The 25,689-nt window shown below is 60.1% G+C and carries 23 protein-coding genes and 3 pseudogenes; 12 read left to right on the plus strand and 14 right to left on the minus strand.

What is annotated here, in order from left to right:
- Positions 1-24: 24 nt before the first annotated feature.
- The gene (locus AACY08_RS06650; protein ID WP_339468703.1) at positions 25-1,179 is read left to right on the plus strand and encodes a DUF1624 domain-containing protein; all 1,155 of its coding nucleotides are present in this window, start codon (positions 25-27) and stop codon (positions 1,177-1,179) included.
- A 48-nt stretch (positions 1,180-1,227) separates the two neighbouring features.
- Here the strand turns inward: AACY08_RS06650 and metE are convergent, their stop codons facing one another.
- Entirely contained in the window at positions 1,228-3,516 is a 2,289-nt protein-coding gene (gene metE, locus AACY08_RS06655; RefSeq protein WP_339468704.1) for a 5-methyltetrahydropteroyltriglutamate--homocysteine S-methyltransferase, read from the minus strand.
- 182 nt (positions 3,517-3,698) lie between these two features.
- On the opposite strand from metE, the pseudogene AACY08_RS06660 reads away from it, so the two are divergent.
- A pseudogene (locus AACY08_RS06660) lies at positions 3,699-3,926 on the plus strand (GNAT family N-acetyltransferase); the annotation flags it as partial.
- A gap of 165 nt (positions 3,927-4,091) precedes the next feature.
- Here the strand turns inward: AACY08_RS06660 and AACY08_RS06665 are convergent.
- From AACY08_RS06665 to AACY08_RS06695, 7 genes are all read right to left on the minus strand, one after another.
- Positions 4,092-5,411: an OprD family porin gene (locus tag AACY08_RS06665; protein ID WP_339468705.1), complete on the minus strand. Its 1,320-nt coding sequence runs from the start codon at positions 5,409-5,411 to the stop codon at positions 4,092-4,094.
- Between the two features lie 137 nt (positions 5,412-5,548).
- Positions 5,549-6,382: a phosphodiesterase gene (locus tag AACY08_RS06670; RefSeq protein WP_339468706.1), complete on the minus strand. Its 834-nt coding sequence runs from the start codon at positions 6,380-6,382 to the stop codon at positions 5,549-5,551.
- Positions 6,383-6,391: 9 nt separating this feature from the next.
- The gene (locus AACY08_RS06675) at positions 6,392-7,423 is read right to left on the minus strand and encodes an ABC transporter ATP-binding protein (RefSeq protein WP_339468707.1); all 1,032 of its coding nucleotides are present in this window, start codon (positions 7,421-7,423) and stop codon (positions 6,392-6,394) included.
- A complete protein-coding gene (locus AACY08_RS06680) occupies positions 7,420-8,214 on the minus strand; it encodes an ABC transporter permease (RefSeq protein ID WP_339428500.1) in 795 nt (264 codons plus the stop codon). Before AACY08_RS06680 ends, AACY08_RS06675 begins: the two co-directional genes overlap by 4 nt.
- A complete protein-coding gene (locus tag AACY08_RS06685; RefSeq protein ID WP_339436934.1) occupies positions 8,211-9,029 on the minus strand; it encodes an ABC transporter permease in 819 nt (272 codons plus the stop codon). Before AACY08_RS06685 ends, AACY08_RS06680 begins: the two co-directional genes overlap by 4 nt.
- Positions 9,030-10,034, minus strand: coding sequence for an ABC transporter substrate-binding protein (locus AACY08_RS06690; RefSeq protein WP_339468708.1), 1,005 nt, complete (start codon positions 10,032-10,034; stop codon positions 9,030-9,032).
- Positions 10,018-11,037, minus strand: coding sequence for a LacI family DNA-binding transcriptional regulator (locus AACY08_RS06695; protein WP_339468709.1), 1,020 nt, complete (start codon positions 11,035-11,037; stop codon positions 10,018-10,020). Before AACY08_RS06695 ends, AACY08_RS06690 begins: the two co-directional genes overlap by 17 nt.
- A gap of 262 nt (positions 11,038-11,299) precedes the next feature.
- Between AACY08_RS06695 and AACY08_RS06700 the strand changes: the two genes are divergently transcribed.
- From AACY08_RS06700 to AACY08_RS06715, 4 genes are all read left to right on the plus strand, one after another.
- On the plus strand, positions 11,300-12,397 hold the full coding sequence (locus AACY08_RS06700) for a carboxynorspermidine decarboxylase (protein WP_339468710.1): 1,098 nt from the start codon (positions 11,300-11,302) through the stop codon (positions 12,395-12,397).
- A 28-nt stretch (positions 12,398-12,425) separates the two neighbouring features.
- Positions 12,426-13,670: a saccharopine dehydrogenase family protein gene (locus tag AACY08_RS06705; protein ID WP_339428497.1), complete on the plus strand. Its 1,245-nt coding sequence runs from the start codon at positions 12,426-12,428 to the stop codon at positions 13,668-13,670.
- 415 nt (positions 13,671-14,085) lie between these two features.
- Positions 14,086-14,325, plus strand: coding sequence for a DUF6124 family protein (locus AACY08_RS06710; protein ID WP_445262020.1), 240 nt, complete (start codon positions 14,086-14,088; stop codon positions 14,323-14,325).
- A 72-nt stretch (positions 14,326-14,397) separates the two neighbouring features.
- Positions 14,398-14,901, plus strand: coding sequence for a signal peptidase II (locus tag AACY08_RS06715; RefSeq protein WP_339468711.1), 504 nt, complete (start codon positions 14,398-14,400; stop codon positions 14,899-14,901).
- A 38-nt stretch (positions 14,902-14,939) separates the two neighbouring features.
- Here AACY08_RS06715 and AACY08_RS06720 read toward each other — a convergent pair whose 3' ends face one another.
- The 4 genes from AACY08_RS06720 to AACY08_RS06735 all read right to left on the minus strand — a co-directional run bounded on the left by AACY08_RS06720 (position 14,940) and on the right by AACY08_RS06735 (position 17,422).
- The gene (locus tag AACY08_RS06720; RefSeq protein WP_339468712.1) at positions 14,940-15,683 is read right to left on the minus strand and encodes a zeta toxin family protein; all 744 of its coding nucleotides are present in this window, start codon (positions 15,681-15,683) and stop codon (positions 14,940-14,942) included.
- Positions 15,680-15,970, minus strand: coding sequence for a hypothetical protein (locus AACY08_RS06725; RefSeq protein WP_314565446.1), 291 nt, complete (start codon positions 15,968-15,970; stop codon positions 15,680-15,682). The genes AACY08_RS06720 and AACY08_RS06725 overlap by 4 nt, the downstream gene beginning before the upstream one ends.
- A 152-nt stretch (positions 15,971-16,122) precedes the next feature.
- A complete protein-coding gene (glsB, locus tag AACY08_RS06730) occupies positions 16,123-17,031 on the minus strand; it encodes a glutaminase B (protein ID WP_049712766.1) in 909 nt (302 codons plus the stop codon).
- A gap of 55 nt (positions 17,032-17,086) precedes the next feature.
- Positions 17,087-17,422, minus strand: a complete 336-nt coding sequence (locus AACY08_RS06735; RefSeq protein ID WP_339468713.1) for a hypothetical protein — start codon at positions 17,420-17,422, stop codon at positions 17,087-17,089.
- Positions 17,423-17,513: 91 nt separating this feature from the next.
- On the opposite strand from AACY08_RS06735, the gene AACY08_RS06740 reads away from it, so the two are divergent.
- Positions 17,514-17,861, plus strand: a complete 348-nt coding sequence (locus tag AACY08_RS06740) for a hypothetical protein (RefSeq protein ID WP_339468714.1) — start codon at positions 17,514-17,516, stop codon at positions 17,859-17,861.
- A 55-nt stretch (positions 17,862-17,916) separates the two neighbouring features.
- On the opposite strand, the pseudogene AACY08_RS06745 reads toward AACY08_RS06740, so the two are convergent.
- Positions 17,917-18,060: pseudogene (locus tag AACY08_RS06745) on the minus strand (LLM class flavin-dependent oxidoreductase); the annotation flags it as partial.
- 6 nt (positions 18,061-18,066) lie between these two features.
- Between AACY08_RS06745 and AACY08_RS06750 the strand changes: the two are divergent.
- A pseudogene (locus tag AACY08_RS06750) lies at positions 18,067-18,588 on the plus strand (sugar-binding domain-containing protein); the annotation flags it as partial.
- A gap of 24 nt (positions 18,589-18,612) precedes the next feature.
- The gene (gene tal, locus AACY08_RS06755) at positions 18,613-19,536 is read left to right on the plus strand and encodes a transaldolase (protein ID WP_339468716.1); all 924 of its coding nucleotides are present in this window, start codon (positions 18,613-18,615) and stop codon (positions 19,534-19,536) included.
- A gap of 260 nt (positions 19,537-19,796) precedes the next feature.
- On the opposite strand, the gene AACY08_RS06760 is transcribed toward tal, so the two are convergent.
- Positions 19,797-20,270 carry an Lrp/AsnC family transcriptional regulator gene (locus AACY08_RS06760; RefSeq protein WP_445261442.1) on the minus strand — a complete coding sequence of 158 codons (474 nt, stop codon included), beginning with the start codon at positions 20,268-20,270 and terminating at the stop codon, positions 19,797-19,799.
- A 158-nt stretch (positions 20,271-20,428) separates the two neighbouring features.
- Here AACY08_RS06760 and AACY08_RS06765 point away from each other — a divergent pair, with 158 nt between their 5' ends.
- The 3 genes from AACY08_RS06765 to AACY08_RS06775 all read left to right on the plus strand — a co-directional run bounded on the left by AACY08_RS06765 (position 20,429) and on the right by AACY08_RS06775 (position 25,610).
- On the plus strand, positions 20,429-22,228 hold the full coding sequence (locus tag AACY08_RS06765; RefSeq protein WP_339468718.1) for a tyrosinase family protein: 1,800 nt from the start codon (positions 20,429-20,431) through the stop codon (positions 22,226-22,228).
- Positions 22,225-23,958, plus strand: a complete 1,734-nt coding sequence (locus tag AACY08_RS06770; RefSeq protein WP_339468719.1) for a hypothetical protein — start codon at positions 22,225-22,227, stop codon at positions 23,956-23,958. The genes AACY08_RS06765 and AACY08_RS06770 overlap by 4 nt, the downstream gene beginning before the upstream one ends.
- A gap of 65 nt (positions 23,959-24,023) precedes the next feature.
- Positions 24,024-25,610, plus strand: coding sequence for a hypothetical protein (locus tag AACY08_RS06775; protein WP_339468720.1), 1,587 nt, complete (start codon positions 24,024-24,026; stop codon positions 25,608-25,610).
- The last annotated feature ends 79 nt before the right edge of the window (positions 25,611-25,689 follow it).

Here is a 25,689-nt window from a genome sequence, read left to right on the forward strand (position 1 = left end):
CCACCCCTCCCTGTGACCCCGCCCATGACCGATGCTGTTCCGCTACGCCAACGCCTGCTTTCCATCGACGCCCTGCGCGGCCTGGTGATCCTGTTCATGCTGCTGGACCACGTGCGCGAAACCTTCCTGCTGCACCGACAGGTCAGCGACCCGATGACCATCGACAGCACCGAGCCCGCACTGTTTATCAGCCGCACCCTCGCCCACCTGTGCGCGCCAGTGTTTGTATTGCTCACGGGGTTGTCGGCCTGGCTATACGGCCAGAAATACCAGGGCCGCCGCGATGTCTCGGCGTTCCTGTTCAAGCGCGGGCTGTTCTTGGTGGTACTGGAATTTACCTTGGTCAACTTCGCCTGGACCTTCCAGCTGCCGCCCAGCGTGATCTATATGCAGGTGATCTGGGCGATTGGCGTGAGCATGATCGCCCTGGCCGCGCTGGTCTGGTTGCCGCGCCCGCTGTTGATCGGGGTGGCGGTGGTGATCATTGCCGGGCACAACCTGCTGGATGGGCTGCATTTCGATGCGGGTTCGGCGTTGCATATTCCGTGGACAATCCTGCATGAGCGCAACTGGATCGAAGTGGGCGACTCGCTGCGACTGCGCACCACTTATCCGGTGCTGCCGTGGATCGGTGTGATTGCCCTGGGTTACAGCTTGGGCCCGCTGTTTGCCAATGGCATGCAGCCGGCGTTTCGCCGACGTTATCTGTTGTTGGGCGGTGTGGGTGCGTTGGGGGGGGTTGTGGTATTGCGCACGGCCAATGGCTATGGCGAGAAGTCCTGGCAGGCGTATGACAGTGGCGTGCAGATGTTGATGAGCTTTTTCAACGTCACCAAGTACCCGCCATCGCTGTTGTTTTTGGCGCTGACGTTGGGGATTGGGTTGTTGCTGTTGCTGGCGTTCGAACGTGCGGGGCAGAAACGCTGGATTGGCGTGCTCGCCACGTTCGGGGCTGCGCCGATGTTCTTTTATTTACTGCATCTGTATGTATTGAAAGTGCTGTATGTCACGTGTGTGGCGTTGTTTGGCCTGAACCATGGCAACTACTTTGGGTTCGACGGCATGGGCGCGATATGGCTAATGGCGCTGTTGTTGCCCCTGGCGCTCTACCTGCCAGTGCGCTGGTTCGCCGGGCTAAAAGCGCGACGCCGGGACCTGGCCTGGCTCAAATACCTCTGACCTGACGCAGGCCCGCTCCCACATTTTTGACTGTGTTTGACTCAGGAATCAGGCCAGTTCGGCGCGCAGTTGACGGGCTGCCGTCACCAGGTGGATCAATGCCGCTTCCGTCTCCGGCCAACCTCGCGTCTTCAACCCACAATCCGGGTTCACCCACAACCGCTCCGCCGGAATCCGCTTCGCCGCCTTGCGCAACAGATTGGCCATCTCCGAAGCATCCGGCACGCGCGGCGAGTGGATGTCATACACGCCCGGCCCAATGTCATTCGGATAAGCGAAGGCTTCAAACGCATCCAGCAACGCCATATCCGAACGTGAAGTCTCGATGGTGATCACGTCAGCATCCATCGCCGCGATGCTTTCGATCACATCGTTGAATTCGCTGTAGCACATGTGGGTGTGGATCTGGGTTTCGTCACGCACACCCGAGGCGCACAGGCGGAATACTTCGGTGGCCCAATTCAGATAAAACTGCCACTGCGCCTGGCGTAGCGGCAGGCCTTCGCGGAATGCGGCTTCGTCGATCTGCACGATCTTGATACCGGCGGCTTCCAGGTCCACCACTTCATCACGAATGGCGAGGGCCAATTGACGGGCCTGCGCTTCACGGCTCACGTCTTCGCGGGGGAACGACCACATCAGCATCGTCACCGGGCCGGTCAGCATGCCCTTCATCACCTTGCCTGTCAGGCCTTGGGCGTAGCGTATCCATTCGACGGTCATGGCTTTCGGGCGGCTCAAGTCGCCCACAATCACCGCCGGTTTCACGCAGCGCGAACCATAGCTCTGCACCCAGCCGAAGCGGGTGAATGCATAGCCGTCCAGTTGTTCGGCGAAGTACTCGACCATGTCGTTACGCTCGGCTTCACCGTGCACCAGCACGTCCAGGCCGAGGTTTTCCTGCACCTCCACGGCGTGCTTGATCTCGCTGTGCATGGCTTCGACGTATTCGGCTTCGCTCAGTTTTCCAGCCTTGTACGACTGACGCGCCAGGCGAATCGACGCGGTCTGCGGGAACGAACCGATGGTGGTGGTCGGGAACAGCGGCAGTTTGAGGCCGGCACGTTGCTTCTCGATGCGCTGGGCAAACAGTGACGGGCGCCGGCTGTCCTTGGCGGTGATCGCAGCCACACGGGCTTGCACCGCAGGTTTGTGGATACGCGGCGACGCGGCGCGGGCCGCTTGTACGGTGCGGCTCTCAGCCAGGGCCGCCAGTACGCTTGGCGCTTCTGGCGCGTCGACCGCACGTGCCAACACGGCGACTTCAGCGCACTTCTGCACGGCAAACGCCAGCCAGCTTTTCAGCTCAGTATCTAATTTGTCTTCACGGCCCACATCCACCGGGCTGTGCAACAAGGAACAGGACGGCGCAACCCACAAACGATCACCCAGTTTCTCATGGGCGTGCTGCAAGGTAGCCAAGGCCTTTTCCAGGTCGCAACGCCAGACGTTACGGCCGTTGACCACGCCCAGGGACAGCACCTTATACGCCGGCAGGCGGTCGAGGATGGTCGGGTACTGGTCCGGCGCACGCACCAGGTCGATGTGCAGGCCATCCACCGGCAAGTTGGCGGCCAAACCGAGGTTCTCTTCCAGGCCACCGAAGTAAGTCGCCACCAGTTTTTTCAACGGGTCGCGCTGGATCTGGTTGTAGGCACGTTCAAAGGCGTTTTTCCAATCCTGCGGCAGGTCCAGCACCAGGATCGGCTCGTCGATCTGTACCCATTCCACACCCAGTTCAGCCAGGCGCTGGAAGATCTGGCCGTACAGCGGCAGCAGGCGATCAAGCAAATCGAGCTTGTCGAAATCGCCGCCCTTGGCCTTGCCTAGCCACAGGTAAGTCAGCGGGCCGACCACCACCGGCTTGACGTTGTGGCCCAGTTCGCGGGCTTCCTGGACTTCTTCGAACAGTTGCTCCCAGCCCAAGTGAAACTGCTGATCCGCACTGAATTCAGGCACCAGATAGTGGTAATTGGTATCGAACCACTTGGTCATTTCCTGGGCGTGGGCACCGCCGCAGCAGCTGTCGCTGACACCACGGGCCATGCCGAACAGGGTCTGCAACGTGGCGTTGCCATCCGCCGGGCGGAACCGCTCCGGGATCACACCGAACATCAGTGAGTGGGTCAGTACCTGGTCGTACCAGGCGAAGTCACCGGCTGGCAGCAGTTCAATGCCGGCCTGTTTTTGCAAGTCCCAGTGGGTCTTGCGCAGGTCACGGCCAACCGCGCGCAGGCCGGCTTCGTCAAGTTCGCCCTTCCAGAACGCTTCCTGCGCTTTTTTCAATTCACGATCGCGTCCAATGCGCGGAAAACCAAGGGAATGAGCGACTGCCATGACTTACAACTCCAATGTCAATATTTATGGAGCCATTGTCGGCAGATGCAGATAGTGAGACAAACTCATTTTATTCGAGATGATCACAAGATCTGCTCATGTTGATGGATGGTGAGCGGGCGACTCCCGCATTTGATCTTCTGGGTTTTCAGGGTTGAAAATGCCCGGACAGCCTTCCTTCGATACGCAAAATCGAACGACTTCCAGCACAGATCCGTATGTTGGAAGCCCAAGCTATCGCCGAAGGGTTCAGATTCCTTACGTGCCTGATGACCGATTGGGACGACCACGCCAATCGATTCGACCAACCGGGCGAGTGCCTGTTAGGCGTATTTTGCGAAGGGCAACTGGTTGCTGTCGGCGGTCTTAACTGTGACCCCTATGCACCTCCAGGCACGGGACGACTCCGTGCGTCTACGTTGCGCCTTCAGATTAAACTGCGGGAGTTGTCGAGCTTCAGCGAGGCTGCGATGGCGGTATGTCAGGCGGCATCTCTATCGGCAATGCCGCCGTCATCGCGGCCTCGCTGGGGCTCGACGGCTCCCACATTGGTTTTTGCAGTGCTTTGAGAGTAATTACATCAATGGAATCGAATAACTCACGAACAGCCGATTCTGGTCCTGATCCCGTGCGACCTCGCTGCGCGAAACCCCATTACGCCAGCCAAACCCAACGTTCTTGAACGTACCGCTCTGCACCACGTAATCCAGGGAAATATCCCGCTCCCACTCGCTCGCGTCATTACCGCTGGTGGTGAGGATATGCTCGCCCTTCAAGTACATCAGCGACGCCTTCAAGCCAGGCACCCCGAGCGAAGCGAAGTCATAGGCATATTGCGCAAACGCCGTGCGCTCACCGGCCTGGATGAAGGTCTGCACGGTGCGGTCGGTGTAGAGGTACAGGCTGGAACCACCCTCCCCTTTATTCACCAAACCGCCCTGGTTGAGTTGGGCGAAGTTGCTGTCGTCCGAGACTTGCTGGTAACCGGCAGTAATCGCGTGTGGGCCCAGAGAATAGATGAACGCCGCGCTCCAGGTGTTGTTGTCGATTTCACCGGTGCCGTTCTTGGTATAACCGCCAAGTTTGTAGCCTTCGGCACGACCGGCGACGGTGCTGTTTTTGCCGTCAGACGTGGTCTTGAAGTAACGCAGGTCAGTCTTCAGCGAGCCGTATTCGCCGAGCGGCAACACGTGGATCAGCCCGGCAAAGTGTTGTTGGTAATAATCCTCAAGGTTGGCGTAGTAGTACTGAACCATCAGGTCCTTGGTTACCTGGTAGTCGGCACCGGCATAGTTGAATTTATTGCTTTCCTGAGTGCCACCCGCCGCGGCCAGGCCGCTGCGATCACTGGAGCCTCGACCGGTGGTGTGTTGCAGTTGGCCGCCGACCAGGGTCAGGTTGTCGATATCCTTGCTGGTGATTTGCCCACCTTCGAACGACTGCGGTAACAGGCGGCCGTCGTTGCTCACCAGGATCGGCAGGTTCGGCCGCAGGTAACCGTAGCGCGCCTCGGTCTTGGCAAAACGCGCCTTAGCGGTGGCACCGCCACGGCTCCAGCTATCGGCGGCCTTACCGTCGTCGTTGGGGATCATCGAGCTGCCCACATGGCGGCCGGCGCCGCTGTCGAGGGTCAGACCGAGCATGCCGACCGCATCCAGGCCAAACCCCACAGTGCCATCGGTAAAGCCTGACTGATAGTTGAGGATAAACGCCTGGCCCCACTCTTCAGTCTTCGACGGTGCGGCGGCGCCGTCACGGTTGTCGTTGTTGAAGTAGAAGTTGCGCATGCTCACGTTGGCTTTACTGTCACTCAAGAAATCAGCCGAAGCCAAGGGGCTCAGGGCAATGCCCAGGCCGCCGGTCAATACGCTTAATATATTCAAAGTGGCTTTCATCAGGACGAACTCCGGCGCGGAATCCAAGTTCCGGGCGCAAATAATGGGCAGCAGGAAGCACGCGGACAAACTCGGGTTGGCCGGTGCGTTAACTAACGTTTACGACTTAGTTGCGCGAAGTGAACCTCCGTAAAACCTCAGTCAATCAATCCATGAGCGTCATAAAACGGGTACGGCCCCGGGTAGTCCCCGAACACGCCGTTATGGCTGATCAAACCTTGTTGCGCCTCCCAGCGATGCAACAAATAGCCCGCCGGCTCCAGGTTGAAATGCGCGGGCGCCGCTTCTTGCAAATCCAGCACGATCTGGTGAGACGTGCCGGGACACACACAACTCAAGCTGCCGCCGAAACGTCGCTGCATCGGCCGATGCAGATGCCCGCACAACAGCCGCTCCACTTGCGGATGGCGTGCGACGACCTGCTCCAGGCCGGCGGCGTTGATGAAGGGTTCGCGGTCCATATGGCCGATGCCGCTGATGAACGGCGGGTGATGCAGGATCAGCAAGGTGGGTGCACCAGGACGCCGCGCCAGTTGCTCATCGAGCCACTGCAATTGGCTGTCCAGCAACTGCCCGCCATGGCCGCCGGGAATGGTGGAGTCGAGGCCGATCAGGCGCAGCGGATACTCGTCCATCACCCAGTCCAACGGGCCATCTGCCGACATTGGCAAATAAGGATGGTCACGGAACGCCTCCAGCAATGGCCCGCGTGTGTCATGGTTGCCAGGCACCAGGTAGCAGGGCATGTGCAGGCGTGCGAGTTCGGGGTGCAGTACGGCGTATTCATCGGCGCGACCGAAGTCCACCAAGTCACCGCTGATCACCACGATATCGGGCCGTGGGTGGCTGGCGTTCAAGTGGTCGACGGCGCGGCGCAACGCACCCAGGGTATCCACGACGCCGTAAGTCAGGCGCTGGCCGGCTTTGAGGTGCAAGTCGCTGATCTGCGCGACGAGAAACGGACGATTCACAATAGATTCTCAAGCATTCAGGGTGAACAACATGTGCGGCGCAACCGCCAGGGAAATCGGCGCGCCGACGGCGTACAGCTGGTTGTCGCTGCTGTCGACCAACAGCGGTTGCGGGCCGCCGACATCCACCAACAGGCGGCTTTGCGCGCCCTGGAAAAACTGCGCCAGCAGATGGCCGTGCAGGTGCCCCTCGCCCTCCATCACCCGCAGGTGTTCGGGGCGGCAGTAGACCGTGCCCGGCAGGTTGGCTTCGTGCCACGGCAACTCGCCGCCGCAGACTTTCAAGCCATGGGCCGACGGCTCAATCACCGCGAACGCATTGAGGTTGCCGACAAAACCCGCGACGAAGGCGTTGGCCGGTTTCTGGTAGATGTCCCGTGGGCTGGCCAACTGGGCGACGCGACCGTGTTCCATCACCAGGATGCGATCGCCCAGGGCCATGGCTTCACCCTGGTCGTGGGTGACGAACACCGACGTAATGCCGAGCCCGCGCAGCAGTTCATTCAACTCGCTGCGCAGGCGTTCGCGCAGTTGCGCGTCCAGCGCCGCCAGAGGTTCATCCAGCAATAAAACCTTGGGGCGCGGCGCCAACGCACGGGCCAAGGCCACGCGCTGACGCTGACCGCCGGAGAGTTCATGGATGCTGCGCTTGCCGTGGTTCTGCAAACCCACCAGTTCCAGCAGTTCTTCACAACGCTTGTTGCGCTCCGGTGCCGACATGCCGCGAATTTTCAGGCCGTAGACGATATTGCCCGCCACATCCAAGTTGGGAAACAGCGCATAGTTCTGAAACACCATACCCACATCGCGCCGCTCGATGGGCAGGCGGGTCACGTTCTGGTCACCGAAAAACACCTGGCCCACATCCGGGCGCTCCAAGCCGGCAATCAGGCGCAGCGTGGTGGTTTTGCCACAGCCGGACGGGCCAAGGATCGCCAGGGTTTCGCCGCCTTCGACGGTCAGGTTCAAGTCATGCACGGCCACGGTGCCATCGGCGAACGCCTTGCGACAACCTTGCAGGCAGATAGTGATAGCGGTCATCGACGCTCTCCACGGGACAAACGGGCACTGATGGCCTGCAGTGCAATCAGCAGCGGCACGATCATCAGCAAAAAGATAAGGGTGTAGGCGCTGGCGATTTCCAGACGCGCCGAGGCGTAGCTGTCGGCCAGGCCGACGGGCAAGGTTTTGGTCATCGGCGTGTGCAGCATCCAGGTCAGGTTGAATTCACCCAGGGACAAGGTGACCACCATCAGCACACCCGCCAGAATCCCCGCCCGGCAGTTGGGCACCACCACGCTGAAAAAGCGCTTGATCGGCCCCGCACCTAGGCTGGCCGCCGCCTCCTCCAGCACCGGCAATTGCTGACGCTGCATCACCGCCATCACCGGGCGTACCAGGAACGGCAAAGTGAACAGCACATGGCCGACGAGGATGAACAGCCAACTGCTGCGAAAGCTGCCGAACTGGCCGTAGGTCAGCAGCAAGGCCAGCGCACTCGCCAGGCCGGGCATGGCCACCGGCAGCACCATCAACTCTTCGAAGGCGCGGCTGAAGCGGTTGTTCATGCGCACCAAGGCGTAGGCTGCCGGCACACCGATGACACAGACGCACACCGCGCAGGCCAAGGCCAACTGCAGCGACAGCCACACAGTCGGCGAATAGGCCTGCCACACCTGAATAACCCAATCGAAGGTCAAGCCACTGGACACACCCACGAAAAAGTTGCGGGTCAGCCCGGCCAGCAACGACATCAGCACCGGCACCAGCATGAAGGCGCACACCAGCAGGGTGAACAGCAGTTGAATCACAAACAGCGATGAGCGTTTCACAGCACCGTCCCCGCGTTTTTCACCAGGCGTCGCGTGAGCAGCAACACCGCCCAGGTCACCGCACCGAGTACCACCGACAGCGCAGCGGCGACGGCAAAATTGGCGTAGTTGGTGAATACATTGTAGATCGCCACCGGGGTGACATTGAGCCGCGTGCCCAAGGTAAAGGCGGTGCCGAAAGCGCCCATGGACGTGGCAAAGCAGATCGCCCCACAGGACGCCAACGCGGGTGCCAAACCGGGCACGATCACGTCGCAGACCACGCGCCAGTGCCCTGCGCCCAGTGAATGCGCGGCCTCCTCCAGGCTGCGGTCGAGGCTTTCGCAGGCGGCCATTACCGTGAGAATTACTCGCGGAATCGAGAAGTACAGGTAGCCCACAAACAGCCCCGCCAACGAGTAGGCGAAGATCCAACGTTCACCGGCCAGTTGCAGGCCCAGGGCGGCAAACAGACCTTGGCGCCCTGCCAACAGAATCACCAGAAAGCCCACCACCACGCCGGGAAAGGCCAAAGGAAAAGTGAGCAACGCCACCAGCGCCGAGCGCCCGAAGAACTGCTGTCGGGCGAGGAATACGCCGCTGATGCCGCCGATCACTAACGCGACCAACGTCACCACCACCGCCAGGATCAGGGTTTGCCCAAGGCTGCCCAGGTACTGCGCGCTGCTGAGCACCTGCCAATAGCCGCTGCCACTGCTGTCGCGGCTCTCGGCGCCAAGCATCATCAGGTGTGCCAGCGGCAACAACCAGAACGCGAGCAGTACTGCAAAAGCCGGGGCCAGCGCCCAGGCTGCATGCCTTGCCGATGCGGCCACTTACTTGACCTCGTTAAGGTATCGGGCAGCGAAGGCTTCCTGCACAGCGGCCATTTTTTCGTAGTCCACCACACCAGCACGGGCGTAGTCGCTGTCCGGGAGGAACTGCGCGGCCACGTCAGCCGGCATTTTCATTGGCCGCACTGGGCGCAAGTAGGCCTTGGCCCAAAGCGCCTGGCCTTCGTCCGACAGCACGAAGTCGAGGACTTTTTCGGCATTGGCGCGGTGTGGTGCATTGGCGACCAGGCTCATCACGTAGGGCACGCTGATGCTGCCTTCTTTCGGAATCACGAAGGCGACGTTGGCGTTGTCTTTGTAGCGCGCGCGGTAGGCGTTGAAGTCGTAGTCCACCAGGATCGGCAATTCGCCGGACAGCACCCGCGCATAGGCGGTTTGCTTGGGCACGATGGGGGCGTTTTTCGCGAGCTTCTGGAAGTAATCGATGGCCGGGGCAAAGTTGTCCAGGTCGCCGCCCATGGCGCGGTTGATCGCCACTGCCGACACGTAGCCGACGAAAGCACTGGACGGGTCAAGGTAACCGACCATGCCTTTGTATTCCGGTTTGAGCAGGTCAGCCCAGCTTTGCGGCACCGGCAAACCACCGAGCGCGTCGACATTGACCATGATGCCCAAGGTGCCGGAGTGGATCGCGAACCAATGCCCGGCCGGGTCTTTCAGGCCAGCGGGAATCTGCTCCCAGGCCTTGGGTTTGTAAGTGTCGACCACGCCGGCTTTTTGCGCCTGCAGGCCGAAGGTCACGCCGTAGTAGACGACATCGGCGACCGGTGCGGCTTTTTCGGCTACCAACTGCGCCAAGGACTGGCCGGAGTTCTTGTTGTCCAGCGGCACCTGCACGCCGGTGCTGGCGGCGATGGCCTTGAGCTGGGTGCCCCAATCGGCCCAGTCCGGCGGGCAGTTGTAGCAGATCGCGGTTTCGGCGGCCTGGGCCACGCTGGCCGCACCGCACAGCAACAGGGCTGCCAGGGTTTTACTGAGTGAGCGCATCAAGGGTCTCCTCGTAGGGTTGAGTACTTTCGCCAGGCCGGATATGGCAAGGCAGGCAATGGGACGTCGGAGCATTGCCGGCGATTTGCGCCAGCAGTTGGTCAATCACGGTGCTGGCCAACAGCGCAATGGGCTGCACCACGCTGCACAGGGTCGGGTGCATCTGGGTGCCGAGGCTGATGCCGTCGAAGCCCATCACCGAAAGCTGTTGGGGCACGTTCCAGGCGTTGCGACGCAGTTCGGCGATCAGGCTGATCGCCAGGAAATCGTTGGAGCACACCAAGGCGGTGGGTGCATCGTCGCCGTGGAGGAAAGGTTCGATGGCGGCGAATTCAGCCTGGGTGTGGGCCGGCATTTCGATCACCGGACGGCTCTTGAGGCCGTATTCCTGCATGGCATCGCAGTAGCCGGCATAGCGCAGGCGAGCGCGGTCCGATTGCAACGCGGGGCCGGCGACCATGCTGATGCGCCGGTGCCCGGCTTCGAGCAAATACCGCGTGGCCATGGCCATGCCGGCCCGGTTGTCGACCGACACCGCGCTGTAATTGGGGTTGCTCGGTTGGTGATAGGCCAATACGAACGGGGTTTTCTCGGTGTTCAGGCTACTGAGCACGACGTTGCTTTCGGCATCGGTGACCGTCAGCACCAGGCCGTCGACGCGCTGGCGGAGCAACTCTTCCACCACAATGCTTTCGCGCTCGCTGCTGTAGTCGGTGGTCGCCAGCAACAGGCTGTAGCCGCGCGAACGTGCCGCGCGCTCCATGGCCTGGAACTGTTCAGCGAACACCGGGTTGAGCAGGTTGGGCACCACCACACCGATCAACTGGGTGGTTTGCAGGCGCAATTGGCGACCCAGCAGATTAGGACGAAAGCCCAGCTCGCGGGCGGCGGCAAACACCTGCTCACGCGTCGCCGGGCGCACCTGGTCGGGGGAAGCAAAAGTGCGGGCGGCGGTGGCGCGGGATACGCCAGCCAGCCGTGCGACGTCTTTCAGGTCAGTCATGGTTACTCGCTTGAGATCGATCTCATTGGCGAGGACAGTACCGGGAGAATGTGGCATTCCGGCGGTAAGGAGATGACAGTTTGATGGCACCTGACTTGCTATACACAGATCAAAATGTGGGGTATGCCCATAGATGGTCATACTCCGCAGGTATTATTGAAAACCAAGGGCAGCAAATTCCGCCCACTAACCTTTCGATCTGATCCAAGTGCGGGCACAATGCGTGTCCTTTTTTGGCAGGCACCGCCGCAGGCTCTCAAAAATGATCAAAACGCCGTACTACCTCATCGATAAACAGAAACTTCTGGTCAACATGCAGAAGATTGCTTATGTGCGCGAGCAGTCCGGCGCCAAGGCGTTGCTGGCGCTCAAGTGCTTTGCCACCTGGTCGGTGTTCGACCTGATGCAGCAGTACATGGACGGCACCACCTCGTCGTCGTTGTATGAATTGAAGCTCGGCCGCCAGAAATTCGAAGGTGAAGCGCACGCCTACAGCGTGGCCTGGGCCGACGATGAAATCGAAGAGATGCTGGACAACTGCGATAAGATCATCTTCAACTCGATCAGCCAGCTGCAGCGCTTTGCCGAACGTTCCGAAGGCAAGACCCGTGGCCTGCGCGTGAACCCGCAGGTGAGCAGCTCCGACTACCTCCTGGCCGACCCGGCGCGCCCGTTTAGCCGCCTCGGCGAATGGGACCCGGTGAAGATCGAAGGCGTCATTGATCAGATCTCCGGCTTTATGTTCCACAACAACTGCGAGAACGGCGATTTCAGCCTGTTCGACAAAATGCTCGGCACCATCGAAGAACGCTTCGGCGCGCTGCTGCACAAGGTCGAGTGGGTCAGCCTTGGCGGCGGCATCCATTTCACCGGAGAAGACTATGCCGTGGACGCGTTCTGCGCGCGCTTGAAGGCGTTCTCCGAGAAGTACGGCGTGCAGGTCTACCTGGAACCGGGCGAAGCGGCAATCACCAACAGCGCCTCCCTGGAAGTGACCGTGCTCGACACCCTCTACAACGGCAAAAATCTCGCCGTGGTAGACAGCTCCATCGAAGCCCACCTGCTGGACCTGCTGATCTATCGCCTCAACGCCAAGCTGGCACCGAGCAAGGGTGAACACACCGTCATGGTGTGCGGCAAATCCTGCCTGGCCGGGGACATCTTCGGCGAGTATCAATTTGATCGTCCGCTGGCCATCGGCGATCGGCTGTCGTTCATCGACACCGCGGGCTACACCATGGTCAAGAAAAACTGGTTCAACGGCCTGAAAATGCCGTCCATCGTAGTGAAACAACTCGACGGTACAGTCGAAGTGGTTCGTGAATTTGGTTACGACGACTACCTGTCCAGCCTTTCGTAAGCTGGCGGATAAAGGAGAGATAAAGCAATTGAAAAAGAACGTTCTTATCATTGGTGCAGGAGGTGTCGCCAAGGTGGTGGCCCACAAGTGCGCGCAGCACAACGACGAACTCGGTCGTATTGCTATCGCGTCGCGCAACATCTCCAAATGCCAGGCCATCATCGACAGCGTCAAGGCCAAGGGTAGCCTCAAGGTTCCCGCCGACATCCAGGCCTTCGCGCTGAACGCCCTGGACGTGGAAGCGACCAAGGCCCTGATCCGCGAGACCGAATCGCAGATCGTCATCAACGTGGGTTCCGCGTTCCTCAACATGTCGGTACTGCGTGCCTGCATCGACACGGGTGTTGCGTACCTCGACACCGCGATCCACGAAGAGCCGGGCAAGGTCTGCGAGACCCCGCCGTGGTACGGCAACTACGAATGGAACCACCTGGAAGAGTGCAAACAGAAGAACATCACCGCCATCCTTGGCGTGGGCTTCGACCCAGGTGTCGTCAACGCGTACGCCGCGCTGGCGCAGCAACAGCATTTCGACCGCATTGACTCGATCGACATCCTCGACGTCAATGCCGGCTCCCATGGCAAATACTTCGCCACCAACTTCGACCCGGAAATCAACTTCCGCGAGTTCACCGGACAGGTGTGGAGCTGGCAGAACAGCCAGTGGACCAGCAACACCATGTTCGAAGTCAAACGCACCGACGACCTGCCGGTCGTCGGTTCGCAGAACCTTTACCTCACCGGCCACGATGAAGTGCACTCACTGTCGAAAAACCTCGACGTGCCCAACGTGCGCTTCTGGATGAGCTTCGGCGAACACTACATCAACGTGTTCACCGTACTGAAAAACCTCGGCCTGCTCTCCGAGAAGCCGGTCACCACCGCCGAAGGCCTGGAAGTCGTGCCGCTGAAACTGGTCAAGGCCGTACTGCCCGACCCGTCTTCGCTCGCGCCGGGCTACACCGGCAAGACCTGCATCGGCGACCTGGTCAAAGGCACCAAGGACGGCCAGCCGCGTGAGATGTTCATCTACAACGTGGCGTGCCATGAAGAAGCCTTTGCCGAGACAGACAGCCAGGGCATCTCGTACACCGCAGGCGTTCCCCCCGTAGCCGCTGCGCTGCTGGTAGCGCGCGGTGAGTGGGATGTGAAGCACATGGCCAACGTCGAGGAACTGCCCGCTGAGCCGTTCCTGAAAGCGCTGGACGTGATGGGGTTGCCGACTCGGATTAAAGACGAGAACGGTGATCGGGCTTGGGACGCGATTGCCTGAATAGGCGATAGCTGACCACAAAAAAATGCGCCCCGAGGGGCGCATTTTTTGTTGGGACTCACATAAATCCCAAAGAGCAATGAAAGTCAAAATGTGGGAGCTGGCACTCCGCCCCAGATTCTCGGATATTTCTCACAACCGTTTCAGGTTGTCGCTCGGAAGTGCGCTGACTAACCTCTCTGCCGTCGCTGCCAATTCAGCGACCGGATTTGACCGTCCGTACCCGAATACACTTATGCCAACATCGATTCAGGCGTTTTTTTTACGTCTGATGTATCGTGTCGCGGCAGTTGTACGCGGGATACCTTCGGGTATGCCGGGCTCCTCGGGACCGGTCGGTCAACCCGCGTATAGCTGCCACCCTATTTCGTTTGACCGCGAATCGTGGCGGCTCCATTCCCGACGGAGCTTCACCATGATTAAAAACAGTCCAAATCCCCCAGAAACACTCTTCACCGTCCGCACCGATTTAGGCACGGAAACCCTGCTGGTCAACGCCTCCCAGGACCTGGCCTCCATCAACGACATTGCAACTCATCTAGCCTTTGAAATCGACGGTGCTCAACGCAACGTCGCACTGGGTATCTGCCGCATGCTCGAAGGTGTGCAACTGCTGGTCGACAAGGCATTGGACGTTGCCCACCCGGCGGCTTGAAGATGGACGGGATAGAGCGCCTGAGCTATCTTCGGGCGCTCTATCGACCGCCCCCAAACAGGAAGTTACCGCTTGAGCACGTCCCCCCTACTGCGAGGCCGCACCTTCGCCCTCCTCGCCGGTATCGCCTTTATCGCCGTAGACCAACTCGTCAAACTACTGGCCCTGGTTACACTGCAAGCCAACAGTTTCAAAATCGGCGCCAGCCCCATCAACCTCGCGCTGGAACTGAGCCTTAACCCGGGCGCCTTCCTGAGCCTGGGCGCGGCTTTGCCGCCGCAGGTAAAACAGCTGATCTTTATCGTCGGCGTGGCGGTAGTGGTGGCCTGGGCGATGTGGTGGTCGCTTTCCAACTGGAGCCAACCGCTGCGTAAGGTCTTGCCGCTGTATGCGATTGCGTTGGGTGGCATTGCTAACCTGATCGACCGGGTTTTCCGGGATGGGCATGTCGTTGATTACATGGTGCTGAATGTAGGGCCTACGCATACCGGCGTGTTCAATATTGCCGATATCGCAATCACAGCCGGGGCGGTCTATTTAATGATCGACTTATTTGTAAAACCGCGCAGGGTTTGAGTCGATGAGCAGTAACGTAAAGGACAACGCCTTATCCTCTAAGTCAATTTGTCGATTACGTAGTGTTGAAACCAGGCTGGCTGTGTGTCCGAAACGATATCGATATCCTCGCCTTCGGTAATTTCAGCAAGCTGAGCGAAGCTAGGCTCACCATCTTGCGAGTTATCAAAAATATAAGCTCTGCTTGAAAGTAATATGGCCTCGGAGAGATTCTCCAAAGACCGCTTGTAGCGAGAGCGAATCTTGTCTGCAGGAACATCATGCCCTCCGATAGATGCCCTGTAAGCAACCCGCGCAACGTTAATATCGGCATCTGCAGTAGCAACGTAGTAAACGTATACCCGATAACCAGCGGCTTTTGCATGCCGCAGCAGCCCAATCTTGCTGCTGTCTGACATGACGGTCTCGAACGTGAAACTCACCCGCTCCTCAATCAAGGAAACTCGAATAAAGTCAGACAACGCAGACGCTATATAGGAGTCAACTTGTCGTGAGGGAAAAGCAATTTGATCGCCGTCCACGATCAGGTCTTCGAGCTTGGCAAGAGAATCAGGGAATTTTAAAAGTAATGTATGGCCACGTAAGAACGGAATCGCCCGAATGGCATACTGATCAAGCCCAAACGCAGCGAACTCAAAGACCCCCGTTTCACGGATGCTCAACTCAATTGCATCAGGGTTGATGTAGTTCACCAGCAAATGAGCCGGAACTTTCGAGTTGAACGTGCTCTTTCCACTCCCGTTCGGTCCGGCGAACATCCGGACGCGGGGGGTGGTGCTCAAGCCTGAATCTGCGCCTGGGTGGACCGTCGATCCAAGAGAGACTTCCTGGTTTTCAAACGGGTGCCTGCCTTGAGGGTGCCGTAGGTTTCCACGGGGCGGATAACCAACGTTTCTGTATTTGAGACTTTCACTAGCTGGCCGGCACGGACCACAAGCACAGATTCGCCCTTGGAAAGGGCAACTTTATAAGCATCACTGAATGCCTTGGCTGCAATAGAGGGAATACTCGACTCTTGTGCAAGAATCTGCGCCTCAGTGATTTGTGGCTTAACTTTTTTACGTGACATGTTGGTCTCCGGCTCAGGACAGGGGCAGATCAATGGCGGTTAGCATAGATCACCTCAAGCGTCGAACGCAGAGTCGACTTTACCTCAATGTGTGTCCCATGTCCTCACACCCGGCTTGCGAACCAACATATGCGTACTTCCCGTCCGAGACCTCAAAACACCGACCACCCAATCCGCTCACTCAACAACTCCAACGCCTTCATCCCCGCCAGCGAGTTCCCCGCCGCGTTCAGCTCCGGCGACCACACGCACACCGTAAACTGCCCCGGCACCACCGCGACAATTCCGCCGCCGACCCCGCTCTTGCCCGGCAATCCCACGCGGTAGGCGAAATTCCCCGCCTCGTCATACAGCCCGCTGGTGGCCATGATCGAGTTGACTTGCTTGGTCTGGCGCGCCGTCAGGATTTGCTCGCCGCTGTGGGCGCTGGTGCCCTCGTTGGCGAGAAAGCTGAACGCCTTGGCCAAGTCCAGGCAGCTCATCTGCAATGCGCAATAGTTGAAGTAGCTGTGCAGCACCGCGTCTACGTCGTTGTGGAAGTTACCGAAGGACTTCATCAGGTAAGCCATGGCCGCGTTGCGCGCGCCGTGCTGGGCTTCGGAGTCGGCGACGACGCTGTTCACCAGAATCTGCGGGTTGCCGGACAGGCGCCGTACAAAGTCGCGCATCGACAGGATTGGTACGGCAAAGCGCGATTGGTTGATGTCGCAGATCACCAGCGCACCCGCATTAATGAAGGGATTACGTGGGCGGCCACGTTCAAACTCCAACTGCACCATGGAATTGAACGGTTGCCCGGAAGGCTCGTGGCCCAGGCGCTCCCAGATGGTTTCACCGCCGTGGTCGATGGCCTGCACCAGGCTGAACACCTTGGAGATGCTCTGCACCGAGAACAACGTATCGGCGTCACCGGCGCGGTAGGCCGAGCCGTCGTTGCCGTACACGGCGATGCCGATCTGGTTGGCGGGTACATCGGCCAGCGCGGGGATGTAGTCGGCGACTTTGCCGAGGCCGATCAATGGACGAACTTCGTCAAGGATCGAGTCCAGCAGCGCCTGCATGTCTTGTCCTGTCATCTGTCTTTGAATCAGTGATAAGCGGGGCGCGGAGGATACTTCAATGCGCGCGCAAGCCCCACACAATATCTACCACCCGCTCGGCCACCACCAGATACACCAGGATCAACAACAGCTGTAGCGCCAGGTGATAACGCAGCTTGGCCAATCGACGGATGCCATCGCTGACGCTCAACAGCATCGACAGCACAATAAGCCCCCAGCCGGCCACGCTGGAGGCAAACACCCCGATAAACAGGTCCTGCTGGCTCACGAGCGTATTGGTCCCTGCCGCAAACAACAGCACGCACACCAGCAGGTTTTTCACGTTGTCGAAAATCTGTGTGCTCAGATCGTTTTCCAGCAAGGCAAAATACCGCTTCCATAACGCGAGCATGGGTAAGTACCGGGTAGGGATCGCTCGTCAATCAAAGTAGTCCAATTGCCCGTACACTGCACCGCTGCGCTTACCCAATGAGGACTTTTGCATGAAATTGATGATCGGCCTGGCCGCCCTGCTGTTGGTATCGGCTTGCACTTCAACAGCGCCTACTACGCCACCTGCGCAAGACTCCGCCGCGTCGACGTGCCTGGCAGGCGGCGGCACGATGAAGCAAGTCGGCAAGTTGCAGAGCTGGAAATGCATCACGCCGTACAAGGATGCAGGCAAGGCGTGTACCGACTCTAGTCAGTGTGATGGCGAGTGCCAGACCAGTGTCACCACCCAAACTGGCAGCACGCCGATCAGCGGCACCTGCCAAGCGGACAACAGCCACTTTGGCTGCTCGGCGACGGTGGAAAAAGGCAAGCTCGGCCGGGCGATTTGCGTGGACTGAGGGTCACCCCGATAGAACTGTGGGGCTGGCTTGCCTGCTCCCACATTGACCGAGTTCAGCGTGTGAGATCAGCGAGGCCCATGTGCTCGCGCAACGTCGCCCCCTCATACGCCGTGCGGAACAACCCCTTGCGCTGCAAATGCGGAATCACACCCTCCACACACTCCGTGAACGAGCCCGGCAGGTACCCCGGCGAAGCCAAGGTCACCTGGGAACCAGCCTGGCGTCCCAGGAGCATATCGGTATTTCGTCGTGGAGCAGCCCCCTTCGCGCCATGGTTGGCCGCTTGCAGGCGCAGCCGGGCAAACAGGCGGCCCAGGACGTGATACAACTGTTGGGCGGCGTCGGCCATAAGGGCGCATTTGAAGCCACGCTGCTCACCCAGCGCCTGGCCACCCTGGCGATTGTCGGCATCGGCGACCTGGAACCCTCGCAACTGCTGCGCAACAGCGGTAACTACTACACCGAAGACATGCGCCTGCTGGCCGAGCGCGGTGCCGTGGGTGATATCTGCCTGCGCTACTTCGATGCCCAGGGCAAGCCGGTACTGGAAGAAGACGAAGAATTCGTGGTGTCGGTGGCGCTGCCCAAATTGCGCTCGATCCACCGCGTGCTCGGCCTGGCCGGCGGGTTGAACAAGGTCCAGGCGATTCGAGGTGCGCTCAAGGGCCGCTACCTGGACATCCTGATCACCGACCTGGATACCGCACAGGCCTTGAATCACTAAACTCATTATGGAGATCGACCGCTCATGACATCCAAGCTCGAACAACTCAAGCAGTTCACCACGGTGGTCTGCGACACGGGCGACCTTGAGGCTATCAGCCGTCTGAAACCGGTCGACGCCACCACCAACCCGTCGCTGCTGCTCAAAGCCTCGGCTATCGCACACTACGGCGACATCCTGCGTCACTCGGTCGACCTGTCCAAGGGTGACCTGGGCCTGGCCTGCGACCAGTTTGCGGTGGCCGTAGGCTGCGGCATCCTCAAGGCCATTCCAGGTCGCATCTCGACCGAAGTCGACGCGCGCCTGTCGTTCGACGAAGACGCGCTGTGGGCCAAGGCCAACCAGCTCATTGAGCTGTACGACAAAGCCGGCGTCGGCCGCGACCGTGTATTGATCAAACTGGCATCTACCTGGGAAGGCATTCGCACCGCCGAGCGCCTGGAAAAAGCCGGTATCCAGACCAACCTCACGTTGTTGTTTTCGTTCGCCCAGGCGGCGGCCTGTGCCGATGCCGGGGTGTTCCTGATTTCACCTTTCGTCGGCCGCATCTACGACTGGTTCCGCAAAAGCACGGGCCTGGACTACACCGGCGCCGAAGACCCGGGCGTGCAGTCGGTTACGCGGATTTACAACTACTACAAGGCCAACGGCATCAAGACTGTGGTCATGGGCGCCAGCTTTCGTACCCTCAGCCAGATAGAGGAATTGGCCGGGTGTGATCGCCTGACCATCAGCCCCGAATTGCTGCAAAAACTCGATGAAGACCACGGCCCGCTGGAGCGCAAGTTGGTGCTGGGGGCGACGGGCGAGCCGCGCCAAACCATCGACGAGGCGCAGTTTCGCTGGGCTTCCAACGAAGATGCGATGGCGACCGAGAAGCTGGCCGAAGGCATTCGCCAGTTTGCGCGAGATCAGGAAAAGCTTGAGGCGGTATTGGCTGCGCTCTGATGAGGCTGCGTACTTTCGGTCCCGTGGCGACCTGACAGTCGCCGAACCTTATCAGGTATAAATCGATAAAAAGGTGGGGGGCTTGCTCGCTCCCACCGTTTTGACCGAGTTCGACCACACAATACCGGGTAAGCCCGCCGCGCTTTTGCTGTTGATCTGGGGCGAAGTCCTTTTGGTTACTTTTGGGTCTTTCTTTCCAAAAGTGACCCGCTGTAAAAGCGGAGCCATAAGCCGCCATTACCGCAGAAACGGCTATGCACTCACCCACCAAGAAACCCCACCCCCTGCAAAGGCAGTTCATAAGACTTCTTGACCGTGCGCACCACCAACGTCGACGAATAAGTCCGAATCGGAATATCCCGATAAGTCTCCATAAACCGATAGATATACTCCGTGTACTCCGTAGCATCCCGAAACTTGGCCACCATCACAAAATCAAACTCCCCGGTCATCAAGTAACAATCCTGAATCTCCGGGCGACTGGCGAGAATCTGCTGCATCCTGCGGTCAATATCCTTGCTGTCCCTGTCCAGCTTGATCAGGAAAAACGCCGTGACATGGATCCCCAGCTTGCGCTCATCCAGTACGGCGACTTTAGCCTTGATAACCCCCACGCTTTCCATGCGGCGAATCCGCCGGTAACAACTGGTGGACGACAGCCCCACGCTGTCACTCAACAACTCCAGGCTCTGGTCGCAATCCTTTTGCAACTTGCCCAGGATCTTCAAATCCATGGCGTCTGTCATCGGTTCCAAATCGTCCTTGAAAAATGCAATGAATCCGTCGCAATGACGGGCCAATTTGCACAAATCCTGCGCAGTGGCTAGTTAACATCGATTCAGCTTAGCAGCCCCGCCAACACCTGGCCTGAGGGCGGCATGAGAGGGATCTTATGATAGTCGCGAAACCGACATGGACCGCTGATATCCAAGGACTTTTCAGTGCACCCTACTGGGTGCCCGCCGCCCAACGCGCCGCCGTGGCGGCCACCTGGGTGGGCTGCATGAATGCCTACGACGTATTCCTGGAAGACCCGGCGTCGGTCAAGGCCTGGTCGGAAACCATCTACCAGCACCTCGCCTCGCGCAACATGCCGCTGACCACCGACCAGCAGCAATTCTGGCCGATCGACGCCCTGGAAACCTTCCGGCTGTGGGTCAACCAGGGGTGGCGGCTGAACAGCATTTCGCCGTTTGACCTGGCCGAACGCATCCCGCCTCCGGCGTTGCCGCACCCGGTTAAACGCGTACGCCAGGACATCCGCGCCCTGAGCCCAGAGCAATTGAACCTGTACCGCGCCAAGCTGGATGACCTGATGCACATCGGCGACCCGGACAGCGGCTCGCCCTGGCAGCGTTACGCCTACATTCACACAAACTGGTGCCTGCATTACCAAGAGGCCTTCGCCCTGTGGCATCGCGCTTACTTGCTGTACCTGGAAGCGTTGATCGACTGCGCGATCCCGTATTGGGACTGGATGGCCGCAGACGCCAGTGTAGACGGCAGCCCCCAAGCCGGTTTACCCCAGGCATTCCTTGATGAAACCTATGTGCACCCGCACACCAGCGAGGTGCGACGTAACCCGCTGCGCTATGCAGCGGCCAAGGATGGTTGTTCAAAGGTCTGCGCCACGGCACCCGTCGCGGGCGTGGAATGCCTGTACGTGCAACGCAACCCGTTGTTCTACACCCAGGGCGAGGCTTTTCGCGCCGAGCGGACCCAGCTGTATGGCATGAGCCGGATCTTCCAGCAGCAAGTGGTCGATGCGCTCGCGTTCACCACCTTCAGCCAGCCCCAAGGTGTGCCGGGTTATCCCTGGGCCAACATCACCGCCTTCAATCCGCCGCAACCCGACAACCTGTACCCCAACCGTGCGCTGAACTTCGACGGGCTCTACGAGCAACCCCACGACAACTATCACGGCTGGATCGGTGGCGACATGGCCGATAACGCCTACACCGCCTTTGACCCGGTGTTCTGCTCGTATCACGCCAATATCGACCGCATGCTCGAAGTCTGGATTCGCGCCAATCCGGCGGCGCAGTACACCACTCAGTGTCTGCTGCAGCCCTTCGCCGGGGCCCAGGCCGACGATGTGACCTTCACCAGCGCCGATGCCTGGCGCTACACCACGCTGGGAGACATGGCGCAGGACAGCCGGCACATCGGCTACGACTACGGCACCCCGGTGGCCCCGCAGTTCGGCGCAGCCAAAGCGATGGCTCCGGCCTGTTGCCAGGCGCAAGCGGCCGGCAGCGGGCCCTGGGTGGTGTTCGACCACGTGCGTTGCACCCACGACACGTACCTGATCGACGTCTTTCTCAATCAACCCGACGCCACGGCGCAGCACGCGAGTGCCGACAACCCGCATTACGTCGGGCGTTTCAGCCGCATCGGCATGGGCCTGGTGGACGACAAGGGCCGCTGCATCACCCAGGGCGTCTCCCGCGCACTGAATGCCGCGCGCGCCGTCAAGGCGCTGAACCTTGCCCCGACTGACGCGGCGCATTTATCGCTGATCGTGACTCACCCCGATAGCGGCCAGGTGTTGACGCCCGAAGCGTACACGCCACTGCCTGGCTTTATCGCCCAACTGGTGTGGGACGACCCACGCCAATCCTCCGCCGGCCCCGCTCCGGGAACCGGTTGCTGCTCCACTTCCACCACTACCCCTGCTGGAGAACGCACATGAGCACGCCCTTCACCCAATTCACCTCCCCTGCCGAACAAGCGCCCAAGGACTACAACAAGCTGGGCCTGGAGGACCAGCTGTCGACCTTCGAAACCAATTGGAACAACAACGTCACCGGCTGGACCCAAATGTCGGTCATCGGCAACCCCTGGTCGAACCTCAATGACGCACCGCGTTCGGGCTACTACAACCCGCTGGAAAGCGGCTACGGCACGCAGACACCGCTGACCATTACCTGGCAGCCCTTCCCCAATCGACTGTGGACGTTTTTCTACAACAATGGCGCCGCCGTGGTTCCGCAACTGGGCGGCACGGCCATGACCCTGGACCAGGTGATGCAGTTGACCGATCACGGCCAGATCACCCTTAACAACACGCTTTATTCGCTGTACCCGGACCCGGCGGCAACCCAACTGCAGATCCCCAAAGTGTTGTGCAAGTCCATCAACTGGCACGGCCCCTATGCCGATTTTTCGCCCTCGGGTCCACGAGGCTGGCTGGATGAGTATTGCGAGTGGTCCATCACCCGCGACCCCGACGGCAACATGCGCAGCATCATGTTCACCAGCGAGAACCCGGCCTACTTCCTGACCATGTGGAACATCGACCCAAATGCCGTGCTGGGGCTGTACCAGGCGTACGTCGACCCGCAGGTGAAACTCGAAGACCTGTACCTGCGCTACACCGCCAACGGCCCGACCGGCAATGCCGGTGACCCGGTGATCGATGAAACCACCGGGCGGCCCGCCTATGACACCGTCAACAAATGGAACGCCGGCACCGTGCGTATACCGGGCGTCTCAGGCGGCGCGATGCACCTGACCTCCGGGCCCAACACCCTGAGTGCCGAGATCTACCTGGCGGCCGCGGCTACCATCCTTCGGCCGATCCAAAGCAGCGGCAACCAACAGAACCTGATCTGTTGCGCTCAATACGGGCAGAACTATCGCAACTCCGACCCGCATATCGGCTTTTCCGCCAACCAGGCCGCGGTTAAAAACCTGATCTCGTTGACCAATCCCATCGGCCTGTACCTGCAACAGCCGAAATCCTTCAGCACCTGGAAAGGCCCTCAAGGCCAGGATGTGAGCAGCTACTGGCGCGTCACCCGTGGCACTGCCGGCACCGGCCCGAACAACTCCGACCAGATTTTGCAGGCGGTGTTCGAGGTGCCGCAAAGCGCGGGGTTCTCGATCAATGACATCACCATCAACGGCACGCCGATCGACTACGTGTGGGTGATTGCCAACGAATTAAATGTCGCCTTAAGCGTGACGCCAGCACCGTTGACCGCCACGCCCAAGGAATGCGACTGCGTGGCCGCCAATAACACCGATGCCCAACCCTGGCCCGTGCAACTGCTGCCATTGGACCTGTTCTACGGCCAGTCACCCAGTGACTTGCCGGCCAGTTTTGCACCCGGCAGCTCAGCTCAGTTCGTGCTGGTGGTGCAAGGGGCAGACCCGAACACCACCGTGGCGGATGCGCGGGTGCAGTTTTCCAACCCGGGGATCAGCGCCCAGGTCACGCAGTTCTTGCCGGATGCCTCGGCGATTCCCGGGCAGACCGACAGTGGCGGCACGCAAGGCTACGTCATGACCGTCAACGTCAGCGGCAACGCTGCGCCGGGGCTGGTCAGCGTGCGGGCGCTGAACCCCAGCGAAGCCGCCAACCCCAGCGCGGCCCAACACCCATGGGAAAGCGGCCTTGCGCTGGTGCCAGGCGCCTGACTGGTCCCTGCCGCCCATGCCTGGCGTGGGCGGCTCCCCTTAAGCCTTGAGCAAGGAATGCGATCATGTACGGATGGCCTCGCCCGCTGTGTCGGGCTCGCTTGAATGTTTTCTCGTTACTGGCCGGCGCCCTGCTGTCACTGGTGGCGCCGCCACCGGCCAGCGCTTCGGACGCGCAGACCTGCGTCCAGCAACTGGTGTTCGACCCCGCAAGTGGGGGCTTCCTGCCGGTGAACAATTTCGGCACCGAGCAGGACTTTCTCAATTGTTTCGGCTGGCAACTGTTCATCGCCATGAACTGGCCGGTCAATCCCGGCTGGCCGGCCGACCCGACCCTGGCGGGCGAGCCAGACACGCAAAGCAGCGCTGCACAGTTCGGCGTGCCGCAAACGCCCGGCAAGCCGATGAGCAACGCGCCGGTGTGGGCCAGCTACAAGGACGCCAACGACATTTTCCTGCCCGGTGCACCCAAACCGACCGGCTGGGGCGTGGAAACCCTGGTGCCGTCCAATTGCACCGCCACCGGCAACCTGAAAGCGCTCTCCACCGGCGCGCGCAAATTCATTACCGCCACGTCGGAAAGCGCGATCAACCGCAAGCACCGCTTCCACCTGTCCAGCGGCACCCAGGTGACCCTGCCCGATTCGATCATGGAAGCCGCCGGCGGCTGGCTGACGGACCAGTCGGGCAACCTGGTGTTTTTCGAGCGCAAGGTCGGCAAGGCCGAGTTCGACTACATCGTCAATAACGGCTTGTACGACGCCGCCAATCAATTGATCGTGGCGCAGAACAGCGACAACCGACACCCCGCCGGCCTGTCGTTGCCTGCGGGCAAGCTGGTGCGTGAGCTGCCGGCCAAGGCGCTGCCCCAGGAAGAATTGGGCGCCCTGGAACTCAAGGCGGCCTGGCGCGTCCTCACCCACAAACCCGAGCTGTACGCACGCTACCTGACAACCGTCGCCTGGCTGCAACGCCCTGACACGCTGCAATGCACCCAGGAAGTCGTGGGTCTGGTGGGCCTGCATATCATCAACAAGACCCAGACCCAGCCGAACTTCATCTGGACCACGTTCGAGCAGGTCGACAACGTGCCTGACGGCGGCGCTACACCGCCGCAGGGCTACAGCTTCAACAACCCGGCCTGCACCGGTGATGCCTGCACACCCAACGTCGCCCGCGTGCAATGTGACGCCACCCACACTCCGCCCAACTGCACGCCATTTAACCAACCGGTACAGGCCACACGGGCCAATGCCACGCCTGAGGACATGCAAGCGTTAAACACGGCGGTGCAGCAGACCTTTGCCCAGCAGACCCAGGGCCAATCAGTGTTCCAGTACTACAAACTGGTGAACGTGCTGTGGTCTAAAACGCCCAACGCACCTAACGATCCAGGCCCTGGGCCGAACGTGAAGACGCCGCTGTCCTATGGGCCGTTTGTCAGCGATCAAAGTGTTGCCGTCGCCAATACCACCCTGGAAACCTATGTGCAGACAGAGAACTGCAACGACTGCCACCAGTACGCGGCCATTGCCGGTGGTTCCAAATTGGCGTCGGACTTCTCCTTCCTGTTCGGCAGCGCCGACTCCGCGAAGAACACTCGCCTGATCAAACGCATCGAGGCGTTCAAGACCCTCAAGGATGATCATTAGGCGGGTGTTGCAGGCCTGACCCTCAGAGGGAGGCCGGCCCCACAGCCGACCGAGAAACGCCCGAAAAAAAGGGGCGATC

Origin of the sequence: Pseudomonas sp. EL_65y_Pfl1_R83, assembly GCF_963970695.1 — a bacterium.
Lineage (GTDB): Bacteria > Pseudomonadota > Gammaproteobacteria > Pseudomonadales > Pseudomonadaceae > Aquipseudomonas > Aquipseudomonas tritici.

Excerpts from the sequence above, each read along its gene's own strand:
- AACY08_RS06650 (WP_339468703.1), top strand. The coding sequence starts at position 25 with ATGACCGATGCTGTTCCGCTACGCCAACGCCTGCTTTCCATCGACGCC.
- metE (WP_339468704.1), bottom strand. The coding sequence starts at position 3,516 with ATGGCAGTCGCTCATTCCCTTGGTTTTCCGCGCATTGGACGCGATCGT.
- AACY08_RS06665 (WP_339468705.1), bottom strand. The coding sequence starts at position 5,411 with ATGAAAGCCACTTTGAATATATTAAGCGTATTGACCGGCGGCCTGGGC.
- AACY08_RS06675 (WP_339468707.1), bottom strand. The coding sequence starts at position 7,423 with ATGACCGCTATCACTATCTGCCTGCAAGGTTGTCGCAAGGCGTTCGCC.
- AACY08_RS06690 (WP_339468708.1), bottom strand. The coding sequence starts at position 10,034 with ATGCGCTCACTCAGTAAAACCCTGGCAGCCCTGTTGCTGTGCGGTGCG.
- AACY08_RS06695 (WP_339468709.1), bottom strand. The coding sequence starts at position 11,037 with ATGACTGACCTGAAAGACGTCGCACGGCTGGCTGGCGTATCCCGCGCC.
- AACY08_RS06700 (WP_339468710.1), top strand. The coding sequence starts at position 11,300 with ATGATCAAAACGCCGTACTACCTCATCGATAAACAGAAACTTCTGGTC.
- AACY08_RS06710 (WP_445262020.1), top strand. The coding sequence starts at position 14,086 with ATGATTAAAAACAGTCCAAATCCCCCAGAAACACTCTTCACCGTCCGC.
- AACY08_RS06725 (WP_314565446.1), bottom strand. The coding sequence starts at position 15,970 with ATGTCACGTAAAAAAGTTAAGCCACAAATCACTGAGGCGCAGATTCTT.
- glsB (WP_049712766.1), bottom strand. The coding sequence starts at position 17,031 with ATGCAGGCGCTGCTGGACTCGATCCTTGACGAAGTTCGTCCATTGATC.
- AACY08_RS06735 (WP_339468713.1), bottom strand. The coding sequence starts at position 17,422 with ATGCTCGCGTTATGGAAGCGGTATTTTGCCTTGCTGGAAAACGATCTG.
- AACY08_RS06740 (WP_339468714.1), top strand. The coding sequence starts at position 17,514 with ATGAAATTGATGATCGGCCTGGCCGCCCTGCTGTTGGTATCGGCTTGC.
- tal (WP_339468716.1), top strand. The coding sequence starts at position 18,613 with ATGACATCCAAGCTCGAACAACTCAAGCAGTTCACCACGGTGGTCTGC.
- AACY08_RS06760 (WP_445261442.1), bottom strand. The coding sequence starts at position 20,270 with ATGGATTTGAAGATCCTGGGCAAGTTGCAAAAGGATTGCGACCAGAGC.
- AACY08_RS06765 (WP_339468718.1), top strand. The coding sequence starts at position 20,429 with ATGATAGTCGCGAAACCGACATGGACCGCTGATATCCAAGGACTTTTC.
- AACY08_RS06770 (WP_339468719.1), top strand. The coding sequence starts at position 22,225 with ATGAGCACGCCCTTCACCCAATTCACCTCCCCTGCCGAACAAGCGCCC.
- AACY08_RS06775 (WP_339468720.1), top strand. The coding sequence starts at position 24,024 with ATGTACGGATGGCCTCGCCCGCTGTGTCGGGCTCGCTTGAATGTTTTC.